The organism is Sporosarcina aquimarina (assembly GCF_033253705.1).
GTDB lineage: Bacteria > Bacillota > Bacilli > Bacillales_A > Planococcaceae > Sporosarcina > Sporosarcina aquimarina.
In genome coordinates, this window is record NZ_JAUBDH010000002.1 from 420731 (window position 1) to 432975 (window position 12245).

The 12245-nt window shown below is 41.1% G+C and carries 13 protein-coding genes; 4 read left to right on the forward strand and 9 right to left on the reverse strand.

Annotation, left to right across the window (positions count from 1 at the left end; translation table 11 throughout):
* Positions 1–66: 66 nt before the first annotated feature.
* The 3 genes from pyc to QT716_RS04755 are packed head-to-tail and all read right to left on the reverse strand — an operon-like array spanning position 67 to position 5033.
* The gene (gene pyc / locus QT716_RS04745; protein WP_317934829.1) at positions 67–3504 is read right to left on the reverse strand and encodes a pyruvate carboxylase; all 3438 of its coding nucleotides are present in this window, start codon (positions 3502–3504) and stop codon (positions 67–69) included.
* Between the two features lie 23 nt (positions 3505–3527).
* Positions 3528–4691, reverse strand: a complete 1164-nt coding sequence (locus QT716_RS04750; RefSeq protein ID WP_317934830.1) for an FtsW/RodA/SpoVE family cell cycle protein — start codon at positions 4689–4691, stop codon at positions 3528–3530.
* Positions 4692–4751: 60 nt separating this feature from the next.
* Complete coding sequence (locus QT716_RS04755) at positions 4752–5033, reverse strand: YlaN family protein (protein WP_317934831.1); 282 nt, start codon at positions 5031–5033, stop codon at positions 4752–4754.
* A 180-nt stretch (positions 5034–5213) separates the two neighbouring features.
* On the opposite strand from QT716_RS04755, the gene QT716_RS04760 reads away from it, so the two are divergent.
* Together QT716_RS04760 and QT716_RS04765 are read left to right on the forward strand one after the other, a co-directional pair.
* Positions 5214–5711 (forward strand): peptidyl-prolyl cis-trans isomerase, encoded by a 498-nt coding sequence (locus QT716_RS04760; RefSeq protein WP_317934833.1) that lies wholly within the window; start codon positions 5214–5216, stop codon positions 5709–5711.
* A gap of 14 nt (positions 5712–5725) precedes the next feature.
* Complete coding sequence (locus QT716_RS04765; protein ID WP_317934835.1) at positions 5726–5929, forward strand: YlaI family protein; 204 nt, start codon at positions 5726–5728, stop codon at positions 5927–5929.
* A gap of 18 nt (positions 5930–5947) precedes the next feature.
* Here the strand turns inward: QT716_RS04765 and QT716_RS04770 are convergent, their stop codons facing one another.
* Positions 5948–6280 (reverse strand): YlaH-like family protein, encoded by a 333-nt coding sequence (locus QT716_RS04770; protein ID WP_317934837.1) that lies wholly within the window; start codon positions 6278–6280, stop codon positions 5948–5950.
* Positions 6281–6304: 24 nt separating this feature from the next.
* Complete coding sequence (typA, locus tag QT716_RS04775; RefSeq protein ID WP_317934838.1) at positions 6305–8137, reverse strand: translational GTPase TypA; 1833 nt, start codon at positions 8135–8137, stop codon at positions 6305–6307.
* A 100-nt stretch (positions 8138–8237) separates the two neighbouring features.
* Here typA and QT716_RS04780 point away from each other — a divergent pair, with 100 nt between their 5' ends.
* Complete coding sequence (locus QT716_RS04780; RefSeq protein WP_317934839.1) at positions 8238–8423, forward strand: YlaF family protein; 186 nt, start codon at positions 8238–8240, stop codon at positions 8421–8423.
* A 38-nt stretch (positions 8424–8461) separates the two neighbouring features.
* Here the strand turns inward: QT716_RS04780 and QT716_RS04785 are convergent, their stop codons facing one another.
* Together QT716_RS04785 and QT716_RS04790 are read right to left on the reverse strand one after the other, a co-directional pair.
* Positions 8462–9256 (reverse strand): inositol monophosphatase family protein, encoded by a 795-nt coding sequence (locus QT716_RS04785; protein ID WP_317934841.1) that lies wholly within the window; start codon positions 9254–9256, stop codon positions 8462–8464.
* A gap of 136 nt (positions 9257–9392) precedes the next feature.
* On the reverse strand, positions 9393–9587 hold the full coding sequence (locus QT716_RS04790) for a hypothetical protein (protein ID WP_317934842.1): 195 nt from the start codon (positions 9585–9587) through the stop codon (positions 9393–9395).
* Between the two features lie 153 nt (positions 9588–9740).
* Between QT716_RS04790 and QT716_RS04795 the strand changes: the two genes are divergently transcribed.
* Positions 9741–10364 carry a YktB family protein gene (locus tag QT716_RS04795; protein ID WP_317934843.1) on the forward strand — a complete coding sequence of 208 codons (624 nt, stop codon included), beginning with the start codon at positions 9741–9743 and terminating at the stop codon, positions 10362–10364.
* A 115-nt stretch (positions 10365–10479) separates the two neighbouring features.
* Here the strand turns inward: QT716_RS04795 and QT716_RS04800 are convergent, their stop codons facing one another.
* Entirely contained in the window at positions 10480–10749 is a 270-nt protein-coding gene (locus tag QT716_RS04800; protein ID WP_317934844.1) for a UPF0223 family protein, read from the reverse strand.
* Between the two features lie 81 nt (positions 10750–10830).
* Positions 10831–12243 (reverse strand): dihydrolipoyl dehydrogenase, encoded by a 1413-nt coding sequence (gene lpdA / locus QT716_RS04805; protein ID WP_317934845.1) that lies wholly within the window; start codon positions 12241–12243, stop codon positions 10831–10833.
* Positions 12244–12245 lie beyond the last annotated feature (2 nt).

Here is a 12245-nt window from a genome sequence, read left to right on the forward strand (position 1 = left end):
ATAAAAACAGCCACTCGAGCATTTTAACCGAGTGGCTGTTTTTATCTGTCTCATTTACTTTACAGCTTAGTGTTCCAATTCTATCAATAAATCACCTGTTGAGATTGCTTCTCCGGGAGTTACATAGATTTCTTTCACGATTCCATCGTATGGAGTTTGAATGGTTGTTTCCATCTTCATAGCCTCTGTAATGAGCAGATGCTGCCCCCTGCGGACACGGTCTCCTTTTGCTACTGCAAGCTGCAGCACAGTACCAGGCATTGTTGCCGCGATATGAGCGTCATTAGTCGGGTCAGCCTTTTGTTTTTTAACTAAATCCGTTTCAACATTCACATCTTGGATAATCACTTCGCGAGGCTGACCATTCATCTCGAAGTAGACAACTCTAGTTCCATCATTTTGCGGTTCTCCGATAGAAACCAATTTAATAATGAGCGTTTTACCTACTTCAATCTCAACTTCAATCTCTTCGCCCAATCTCATTCCATATAAAAACTCTGGTGTTTGAATGACCGATAGATTGCCAAAGTCTTTGTTCATTACTGTATATTCTTCAAACACTTTCGGATATAATGCATAGGCTAATGCATCATGCTTAGTCGCTGGTCTTCCCAAATCACCTGTAAGCTTTTCAATTACTTCATCAAAGTCAACCGGTTCCAGCAGCTCACCAGGCCTTACGGTCAAAGGCTCTCTCCCTTTCAATACAACTTTTTGCAGCTCTTCAGGGAATCCGCCGTATGGCTGGCCAATATATCCTTCAAAGAACTCAATAACTGACTCTGGGAAGTCGATTGAGTTCCCTCTTGCTAACACTGCTTCTTCATCCAACTCGTTTTGAACCATGAATAATGCCATGTCTCCCACTACCTTTGATGAAGGAGTCACTTTTACAATATCTCCAAAGAGCATGTTAACACGGGAGAACATTTCTTTTACTTCTTTCCAGCGGTTTCCTAGACCTACTCCTTTAGCCTGTTGCTGCAAATTGGAATACTGACCACCCGGCATTTCATGTACATACACTTCAGAATGTGGACTGTTCATCCCACTTTCAAAATGACCGTAATACTCTCGTACATCCTCCCAATAAAACGATAATTCTTCAAGTGATTTCACATCTGTACGTACGTTGCGGTCTCCATACTGAAGTGCATAGTAAAGTGAATTCGCTGAAGGCTGGGAAGTCAGTCCAGACATTGCACCTAGAGCTGTATCAACAATGTCTACTCCAGCTTCAATTGCCCGTGTATACATCGCAATACCATTTCCACTCGTGTCATGTGAGTGAAGATGTATCGGAATGTTTACCGTGTCTTTCAATTCGGAAATAAGCTGATAAGCAGCTTCAGGTTTCAGCAGCCCTGCCATATCTTTCAATGAGAGGATATGAGCTCCTGCGTTTTCCAGCTCCTTCGCCATTTCTTTATAGTAAGCAATCGAATATTTCGTTCGAAGTGGATCTAATACGTCACCTGTGTAACACAAAGCGGCTTCGGCCACTTTTCCTTCTGTGCGGACAGCATCTATCGCCACTTCCATTCCTTTTATCCAGTTAAGGCTGTCGAAAATACGGAAGACATCGATTCCCGCAGAAGCGGACTCTTTTACGAACTCCCGAATGACATTATCCGGATAATTTTTATATCCGACTGCATTCGCGCCTCTAAAAAGCATTTGGAACAATACGTTCGGAATTTGTTTGCGCAGAATCGCAAGACGTTCCCAAGGGTCTTCTTTCAAAAATCGATAGGAAACATCGAATGTTGCTCCGCCCCACATTTCAAAAGAGAAAAGATCAGGCATTAATCGTGCGGACTCTTCTGCGATATTCGTCATATCAGAAGTACGGACGCGCGTCGCAAGTAAGGATTGGTGTGCATCTCTAAAGGTTGTATCTGTTAGTAATACATCCTTCTGGTCTTTAACCCAATTCGCCAATCCTTCAGCACCCTGTTCTTCTAGGATTTGTTTTGTTCCTGGTTGCGGCGGTGTAGATAAATCCACTTCAGGCTTTCGAGGCACCGCAAAAACTGGTTTTGACTGTCGGCCAATACCCGGAAACCCGTTGACAGTAATCGTGCCTAAATAATTTAATACTTTCGTTCCACGGTCCTTTCTGACTGGGAATTCAAATAATTCAGGAGCTGCGTCTATAAAGCTTGTAGTATAATCCCCTGTTAAAAAACATTCATGACGCACTACATTCGCTAAGAAAGGGATGTTTGTCTTGATGCCGCGGATTCGGAACTCTTGCAGGTTTCTGTCCATTTTCGCAGCTGCTTCTCTGAAAGTGCCGCCCCATGTTGAAACTTTAACAAGAAGTGAATCATAATAAGGTGTTATTACCGCTCCTTGGAAACCATTCCCTGCATCTAAACGAACACCGAAGCCGCCTCCTGATCGATAAACCGAAAGCTTTCCAGTATCAGGCATGAAGTCATTCAATGGATCTTCAGTCGTGACTCGTGCTTGAATCGCATATCCAAACAAAGGGATAGCATCCTTTTCAGGAATGGCCGCTTGTCCAGAATGGAGGTCTTCCCCATCAGCTATAAATATTTGTGAGTGAACAATATCGACTCCTGTAACCATTTCAGAAATCGTATGCTCAACTTGAATACGCGGATTTACTTCTATAAAGTAAAACTCCCCGTCAGCGACTAAGAATTCCACTGTACCTGCATTTATGTAACTAACATTCGCCATAAGTTTTACAGCCGAGTCACAAATTGCTTGTCTTAAATCATCTGTCAAAGAGATGGATGGTGCGATTTCAACTAACTTTTGATGGCGCCGCTGCACAGAACAATCCCGCTCATACAAATGTACAATATTTCCGTGGGTATCCCCTAAAATCTGTACTTCAATATGTTTGGGTTCTCTGATCAGTTTTTCTACATACACTTCATCAGACCCAAATGCAGATTTCGCTTCAGACTTTGCGCGTGTGTAAGCTTCTTGAACTTCGTCAGCATGCTCAACGATTCTCATTCCGCGTCCTCCGCCACCAAGTGAAGCTTTAATAATAATTGGATATCCATGGGACGTTCCAAACGCTTCTACATCCGCCACAGAGCTAACGGGTCCGTCTGTACCCGGAATAACAGGTATACCTGCTTGTATGGCTTGTGAACGTGCTTTGACTTTGTCTCCAAACATTTCCAGATGCCGTGAAGTGGGACCAATAAAAATAATTCCTTCTTTTTCAAGTCGTGCAGCAAATTCCTCATTCTCCGCTAAAAATCCATAACCCGGATGAACTGCGTTTGCTCCAGAGCGTTTCGCAATTTCAATAATGCCCTCAATATCCAGATAAGCATCAATCGGTTTTTTTCCTTCCCCGATCAGATAAGACTCGTCCGCCTTATAACGATGAAATGATCCGCGGTCTTCTGCAGAGTAAATACCTACTGTAGGGATCTGAAGTTCTGTACAAGCTCTAAAAATACGAATCGCAATTTCCCCACGATTCGCTACAAGAATCTTTTTAATGGATTTCATTTCCACCGGAGGCACGCCCTTTTCTATTTATTTTTCTCATATCTAGTGAACATTGAAACATTCATCAATATTCCTAAAGCTAAAGATAACAGAATAATCGAAGTTCCGCCATAACTAATAAAAGGCAGGGTAACTCCGGTTAGCGGAATAAGTCCCGTCAATCCGCCTAGATTGACGAACGTTTGGATTCCAATAAGGGCCCCAATTCCAGAGGCTAGCATTCTTGCATGCGGATCACGGGTTTTTAACGCGATCATAAATGCCCGGATGACTAAAAAACCTAATCCCCCAATAACAATCGTAGTTCCGAAGATTCCAAGTTCCTCAGAAATGATTGCCATTATAAAGTCCGTATGCGGTTCTGGCAAATATCCCATCTTTTGAACAGAGTTACCTAGCCCAAGTCCGAACAAACCGCCAGCACCGATAGCAATATAGCCATTAACAATTTGCAATCCTGATCCTTGAATGTATTTAAATGGATCTTTATAGGCAGTAAACCGTCCCATTCGGCTTTCTGTCATGACAGAATCCCATGAGAAATATAAGAAGATCGCAACTAGCACTAGAATTCCTGCTACAAAAACGCTTAGTTTACCAAACGTTTTAATATTGATACCACTTGTTGCCATGACACAAAGTGAGACAGCGATAATGATAAATGTTGCTCCGATATCGGTTTCTGACATAACAGAAGCAACCGCGATTCCCAATATAATGACCGGCGGTACGATTGCAGTGTTAATGCTGTTAATAGTTCCTGCATCATACTTGTTCGCAAAAACTCCGGCAAAGTAAATTACCATGACAATCTTTGCAAGTTCAGAAGGCTGCAAACTCCCGATTGGCAAGTTAATCCAACTTTGTGAGCCGACTGCTCCACCAAAACCGATAACATGAACGAGACCGAGCAATATAAGCATAAGTGCTACAGAAAACATCATGAAATACTTTTTTCGGTAAAGCTTATATGGAAGAAAAGCAGTGACAAAAAAAGCTGGAATCGCAATGCAGACACTTGCCAATTGCTGATTAAAAAACTTATCGGGTTCCCAGCCATAACGATTTACAGCCCATACCATACTTGAACTGTAAATCATGATTAGACCAAACAAGCAGAGTACTAAATATGTAAAAAATAATGGGAAGTCAAAATGGCGGAATAACCGCTTCGCGTAACTTTTCAAGAAAATCCCTCGTATCTGTAAATAAAAAACTCAAACCTTAGGAAAGTTTGAGTCTTTAGTTTATTTTTTTATGCTCAATTCATGTAAGATATTCATTTCCTTTTCTAAAGCAGAAAGAATAAGCTTTCCACGTTCTCTCTCAATAAGACCAAGTTTAACAGCAAAGTCGATTTCACGGGAAAGTCCATACATTTGTGTATCCAAAACTTCCTCATATAGAGGACACTGCGGCATCGTCAAATTATCCATTTGCACTTTAATGAGCTGGGCAATCTTGTCTGCATCCGCCTGCAGCTGCATTATCGCTTTTTCCTGATAGGTTTCCTGTACTTCTATTTCCATGAGGACGCCCCCATTACTCTTATTTCAACAATATGTTATAGAGTAAATTGTATCTGTAGAAAGCCTAAATTGCAAGTAATTCCCGTATCCACCCCACACCTTCTAACCAGAAAACTTTCGATAAGAAAGAAAAACCGGTATACTGTAAACGAGATACGTTAGAATTGGGAGGATATATATATGGAAACAATTGTACCAATTAAGGGAAATGTGAAGCATACAATTACGTTAGACCCTACTGTGTGGATTTTTGATGATCGACGTCTGGATTTAGAAACTTATTTCACAGCTGCGCGTGAAGAATTTGACGAAATGGAAGATTACAAAGAGCGTATGGGAAAACACTGGTCCCGTGAAATTATGGAAGGCGCGACTTACCCTCCAACAATCAAAACGGAGAAAAAATACGAAAAACAAAAAATGCTGACTGGCACTTTTGGTATTCTTTTCGAACCATTTTTAAAAAATGCAGTTCCAGCAGAAGACGCTTCTGAAATCATTTTTGAGACGGCAGACGGCGAATTCAGTTTTCCAATCGAAGATTCCGCTAATTTACTTTTCCAATTTAGTCTGAAAGGCAAACCATTAAAGGAAGACGGCCCAATTCATGTCATGATGAAAGACGGCTCCATGCGAAATGATCCCATTCGCAATGTAACAGGCATTCGGATCAGCTGAAAAGAGGTGCAGCCATGCGTGTCAAATGTGTAATTTGTGATGAAATCGGTAATTTGAATGATGAAGATCCATTAGCTAAAAAGCTGCGGAATCGACTTATTCATACGTATATGTGCAAGCCATGCAGAGATCGGATTGGAGAGTTAACTCAAAAACGCATTGAAACTGGAAATTTCAAGTTTCGACGCAGTTCCCATCCTGCAGAAAATGAATTCTAAAAAAAGAACCAGTCGGATTTATGCGACTGGTTCTTCTTTATGTTCATTCAATCTGCGTACTCTATAAATGATCAAAATCAAAGCTGCAACAATCAGCCCTTCTACAATCGGAAGGAAAAATGCTAAGAATGTCAGCGCGAGGCAGCCTATAAACAAAAACGTATAAATCACAAGGTTTTGCAATGGCTTGATTTTTCTAGCAAACCCCAGTTTATAGACAAGGGCAGCGAGCAAAAACACGAGGGCGAACAGTACGTAGCCGGCGGCATCGAAATTCGGCATCATTTCATAGATAAATTTTGCGATACCGGACATCTTCGTCGCTACGAGCTCTGAATCCTCTACCTTCATTTAATACATCCCTTTCCCTACTGCTTATTTACTCTTTTTCTGTGACTTTTCACGTTCGTTCTTATCAAGAATCTTTTTACGAATCCGAATCGAAACAGGTGTTACTTCGCAGTATTCATCATCGCTTGCATATTGCAGCGCTTCTTCAAGCGTCATAATCTTAGGTTTCTTAGTTGAAACTGTCTGATCTTTTGTAGCTGAGCGTACGTTGGTTGCGTGTTTAATGCGCGTTAAGTTGATAGTGATGTCACTTTCACGAGTATTCTCCCCAACAACCATACCTGCATAGATGTCCGTACCCGCTTCAACAAACATGATTCCACGGTCTTCTAGCTGCATAACACTATAAGCAGTTACTTTACCATTCTCCATTGAAACTAGAACACCATTACGGCGTCCGCCGACTTTTTCAGATGTCATTGGCTGATAAGAATCGAATGTGTGGTTAATGATTCCGTATCCGCGAGTCAACGTTAAGAAGTCAGTAGAGTATCCGATCAATCCGCGTGCAGGTACTAAGAACGTCATACGGACTTGTCCGTTTCCATTGTTGACCATATCCAGCATTTCGCCTTTACGTTCACCCATGGATTCGATAACTGCTCCTGTATATTCTTCAGGTACGTCAATTTGAACATTTTCAACTGGCTCACAGCGTTTACCATCGATTGTTTTAACAATAACTTCCGGTTTTGAAACTTGAAGTTCAAATCCTTCTCGTCTCATGTTTTCAATCAAAATGGACAAGTGAAGTTCACCACGGCCAGAAACCATCCATGCATCCGGAGATTCTGTTGGGTCAACACGCAACGATACATCTGTTTGCAATTGCTGTTCTAGACGCTCTTCGATTTTTCTTGAAGTGACCCATTTACCTTCACGGCCAGCAAACGGACTGTTGTTCACGAGGAACTTCATTTGCAATGTCGGCTCATCTACGTGCAGCAAAGGCAGTGCTTCTTGATGGTCAGTAGGACAAACTGTTTCTCCTACGTCAATGTCATCCATACCAGAAACGGCAATCAAGTCACCAGCATATGCTTCTTGAATTTCAATACGTTTTAATCCTAAGAAACCATACATTTTAGTAACACGGAAGTTTTTAGCTGAACCATCACGCTTCATAACACTAACTTGCTGTCCTACTTTCATCGTTCCGCGGAATACACGTCCGATACCAATACGGCCAACATAATCACTGTAGTCAAGAAGTGATACTTGGAATTGAAGCGGCTCTTCGCGGTTGTCAATTGGAGCTGGGATTTTATCTAGAATTGCTTCGTACAATACTTTCAGTGTATCTTCCTGATCAGCTGGATCTGGAGAAAGACTCGCAGTACCGTTGAAACCTGAAGCGAATACAACTGGGAATTCAAGCTGCTCATCGTTTGCATCCAATTCGATGAAGAGTTCAAGAACCTCATCCACTACTTCTTCCGGACGTGCAAATTCACGGTCAATTTTGTTTACGACAACGATTGGCTTTAAGTTAATTTCCAGAGCTTTTTTCAATACAAAACGAGTTTGCGGCATACATCCTTCAAATGCATCAACAACTAGAACTACGCCGTCAACCATTTTAAGAATACGTTCTACTTCTCCGCCGAAGTCAGCATGTCCTGGTGTGTCCAAGATATTAATTTTAGTGTTTTCATATTCGATCGCAGTATTTTTCGCAAGAATCGTAATTCCACGCTCACGCTCAATTTCGTTTGAATCCATTGCGCGTTCTTCAACTTGCTCATTTGAACGGAAAATACCTGATTGCTTCAATAACTGGTCGACAAGTGTCGTTTTACCATGGTCTACGTGGGCGATAATAGCTATATTTCTAAGATCATTGCGTGTGTTTGTCATTATTTCACTCCATCTGTCTTTATTCAGTTGATTAACTGTGTTATTATAGCACAAGATACTTCTAGAAAAAAAGATTTACTTTATCAGGAGGCGAATTTTTTTGAAAAATATCAAATGGGTGTTCGTTTTATACTCCTTAGGCGCTATTTTATCCATGTTTATGATTGGGGTTGCAGTCGGTGTAAAAAGTTACTTGCTAGCACTCGCAGCAATCATTTCACTTATCATGATCATGGGAAATGGATTTAAAACAAAAAAGAAATACCGCGAACAAGGATTGCTTTAATAGATGGGTGAAGGACGTTAGGTAAAACTAATGTCGCTTCACTTTTTTAATACAATGAATTCGTTCAGTAATTCTGAGTGGATGCTTTCATTTGCTGCAATAAATGTCTCTTGTCCAAGCATACCAAGCGGCTCTCCCGCCATTGTAGAAGAAATCGCACCAACCTCATTTGCAATAACCATCCCTCCCGCTACATCCCACGGCGACAGCCTCATGGACATATACGCATTGACTCTCCCTGAAGCCACATGCATCATTTCAAGAGCTGCAGATCCATATGAACGCGTGCCTCTGCATTTGTTAACGAGTTCTATTATAGGTTCATGATCCACATAACGATTCGGCGCCACCCAACTTGCATTGACTCCGATAATCGATTCCTCGATTGACACTGGCTCAAGACTTGGCAGACGAACATCGTTCAGATAGGCCCCCTCGTCTTTCATAGCAGCGTACAAATCATCATTCATCACATCATAGACATACCCAAGCATTCCTATACCATCCACGTAAATCCCAAGTGAAATTGCGAAATTACGCTTTTGATGAATGAAGTTCATAGTTCCATCTATTGGATCTAAAAACCAAATGGTACCATCTAAAGATTGAATATCGTCACCAAAACCTTCTTCTCCCATAACCCGATGATCTGGAAAGTCTCTTCGAATGCGTTCGATGAAAAACTGTTCTATCTCACGATCAATATTCGTCACTAAATCATTTTTTGATGATTTTGAGTTGATTTCAATTTCGATGAAAAACGAATGCTTGATTTGTTGCCCCGCTTCTTTTATCAATGATTTCGCATAACGGTCCATTGAACCCCAATTCATCTTAAATCCCTCCAGTTCATCTCCCTTCAGTATAGCATAGCAAACAAATGCCAAAACAAAAAAGGCTTCTGTTCACGATCCCTGTTAAGAGAATGGTGTCCAGCAGCCTTTCTAATAGTGAATGATTTGTTTCAACTCAAAAGCCATTCAACTTCTCCAATTCACTGTGAATTTCAGACAATCTTTTCTTACTCTTAGCAATTTGTTTGGAATCCTCTTCCTCCAATGCATCATGCAAGGTAGCTAATTCATAATCCAATTCCAGATTTAACACTTTCAAGAATTCCTTTTCTACGTCAGCTTTACGAATAACATGGACGACTTGTTTCATCGAAAACACCCCTTTTTTGAAAGTATGTGCAATTTCCTGTTACCATAAGATATGCGGGAATCGTTAGGACAGCTAGATAATATGTCCTCTTGTCTTAAATTGTTCCCCAAAATTCTTACATATAAACGTGGTATAAAGAAAGGAGATTTGAAATTGTCAAAAAACTTTTGGACTCAAGAAGACTTTTCGGTTTTTGAAACTGAAGGATTAGATGCTCGTATGACTGCTTTACAAGACTTAATCCAACCTAAATTCACAAAACTGGGGGAACTTTTCACTCCATTATTATCTGCACATGGAAAAGGTGAATTTTTTCCACATGTAGCAAAACATGCAAGACGTACTGTAAATCCCCCATCAGACAGCTGGGTAGCTTTCGCACCTGCCAAAAGAGGTTATAAAGCTTTGCCACACTTTCAGATTGGCCTTTGGAGATCACATTTATTCATAATCCTAGCAGTCATTTACGAAAACCCTGACAAGAAAGGAATCTCGGAGCGTTTACAAAATGACTTGTCCATATTAACTTCTTTGCCTAACGACTACATCGTCTCGGGAGATCATATGAAGCCTGAAGCCCAGAAAATTAATGACCTCGGCACAGAAGGACTCGTCACACTTTTGGAACGTCTGCATGATGTGAAAAAAGCTGAATTTCTAGTCGGACGCCACCTTGACTGTAACTCGGCTGCTGCAATGACTGAAAAAGAATTTTTAACTTACACTGAAAAAACTTTCGAAATGCTTCTTCCTGTCTATGACCGTATTGTTGGTTAAAACAATGGAAATTATACAAAAAACGATTCAAGAAACTCACGCTGCGTGAGACACTTGAATCGTTTTTTAATAACAAGATGAATAGGGCTTATACTATTGTATTCGTGCTTTCTCATCAGCCTTTTATTAGGTCGCCGCGAGAGCCCTCTTTAGAGCGTTTTACTACTTTATAACATTCGTAACTACTAGCTTCCTTAAACTCTTTAAAAAGCGTTTTCTCTTCCGCCATTGAAGGAACTACTTTCTTAAACGTGTTATAGGCATTCAGCAGTTCATCACGCTCTATACCTTGTTCAAATGCTTTTTCAATTTTCGTGAAAAACTGAGTGACAATCATAATCTCTTCTGTAGACCAATCGGGTCGTAGTGGATAACTATACTCCATTATCGAATCTCACTCCTTTGCAGTAGTATACGTATAATTTAAAAATCCTATCCGGCATGGCCGGATAGGATTTCCAACTGCTTATTTAGAAAGTATGTGAATTGGCGTACCAAGAGCGACTTCGGCAGCTTCCATTGTGATTTCTCCCAATGTCGGATGCGCGTGAATAGTCATGGATACATCTTCCAATGTCATTCCGCCCTCAATAGCAAGTGCCATTTCAGCGATCATATCAGAAGCATTTTCTCCAGCAATTTGTGCACCAATTAGCAGCCCGTCTTCCTTACGTGCTACTAATTTCACAAAGCCATCTGTAGCATTCAGTGCAAGCGCACGGCCATTTGCAGCAAATGGGAATTTGCCGACTGATACTTCATATCCTTCGTCTTTTGCTTGTTTTTCATTTAAACCGACTGTAGCTAGTTCTGGATCCGTAAAGCAGACTGCTGGAATCGCCATGTAGTCCACTTCAGATTTTTCTCCAGCAACTGCTTCAGCAGCAATTTTACCTTCATAAGATGCCTTATGGGCAAGCTGAAGACCTGGGACGATGTCACCAATTGCGTAAATGTTAGGGATGCTTGTGCGACATTGCTTGTCGACACTAAGAAGGCCTCTCTCTTCGAATTTCAAGCCAAGCTCTTCTAATCCCATTTCGTCTGTATTAGGACGACGGCCAACTGTTACAAGTACATAGTCAGCTTCAACTGTTTTTTCTTCACCTTTAGCTTCATACGTAACTTTCACACCTGTGTCTGTCTCTTCAACGCCTTTTGCAGTTGCTTTCACAACTACTTCAACGCCTTTTTTCTTCAATCCTTTTTTAACAAGCTGAGTCATCTGCTTTTCGAAACCTGTAAGAATATCGTCAGCACCTTCGATGATTGTAACTTCAGAACCTAGATTCGCATAGGCAGAACCTAACTCCGTTCCAATGTATCCTCCACCGATGACAACAAGCTTTTTAGGAAGCTCTTGAAGTTCAAGAGCCCCAGTAGAATTGACAACACGTTTTGAAAACTTGAAGTTTGGAATTTCAACAGGACGTGCACCCGTTGCAAGAATTACATTTTTGAATTTATAAGTCTGTGCTGAATTATCGTCCATAACACGAGCTGTGTTTGCATCAACAAAGTACGCTTCACCTTTGACGATATCGACTTTGTTTCCTTTTAGAAGTCCTTCAACACCGCCAGTAAGCTTTTTCACAACGCTTTCTTTAAAAGCCATTGCTTTAGAAAAGTCTAATTTAACATCAGATGCTGTAATGCCCATTGCATCTGCCTCTTGTGCACCGACAAAACGGTGACCGACAGAAATCAATGCTTTTGAAGGAATACAGCCTACGTTTAAACAAACGCCGCCGATTGTATTTTTTTCAACAATCGTCACTTTTTGTCCAAGCTGTGCTGCGCGAATTGCTGCTACGTATCCTCCAGGACCTGATCCGACTACGAGCGTATCTGTTTCAATTGGAAAATCTCCTACTACCATGG

Excerpts from the sequence above, each read along its gene's own strand:
- pyc (WP_317934829.1), bottom strand. The coding sequence starts at position 3,504 with ATGAAATCCATTAAAAAGATTCTTGTAGCGAATCGTGGGGAAATTGCG.
- QT716_RS04785 (WP_317934841.1), bottom strand. The coding sequence starts at position 9,256 with ATGAATTGGGGTTCAATGGACCGTTATGCGAAATCATTGATAAAAGAA.
- QT716_RS04755 (WP_317934831.1), bottom strand. The coding sequence starts at position 5,033 with ATGGAAATAGAAGTACAGGAAACCTATCAGGAAAAAGCGATAATGCAG.
- lpdA (WP_317934845.1), bottom strand. The coding sequence starts at position 12,243 with ATGGTAGTAGGAGATTTTCCAATTGAAACAGATACGCTCGTAGTCGGA.
- QT716_RS04800 (WP_317934844.1), bottom strand. The coding sequence starts at position 10,749 with ATGGAGTATAGTTATCCACTACGACCCGATTGGTCTACAGAAGAGATT.
- QT716_RS04770 (WP_317934837.1), bottom strand. The coding sequence starts at position 6,280 with ATGAAGGTAGAGGATTCAGAGCTCGTAGCGACGAAGATGTCCGGTATC.
- QT716_RS04760 (WP_317934833.1), top strand. The coding sequence starts at position 5,214 with ATGGAAACAATTGTACCAATTAAGGGAAATGTGAAGCATACAATTACG.
- QT716_RS04765 (WP_317934835.1), top strand. The coding sequence starts at position 5,726 with ATGCGTGTCAAATGTGTAATTTGTGATGAAATCGGTAATTTGAATGAT.
- QT716_RS04790 (WP_317934842.1), bottom strand. The coding sequence starts at position 9,587 with ATGAAACAAGTCGTCCATGTTATTCGTAAAGCTGACGTAGAAAAGGAA.
- typA (WP_317934838.1), bottom strand. The coding sequence starts at position 8,137 with ATGACAAACACACGCAATGATCTTAGAAATATAGCTATTATCGCCCAC.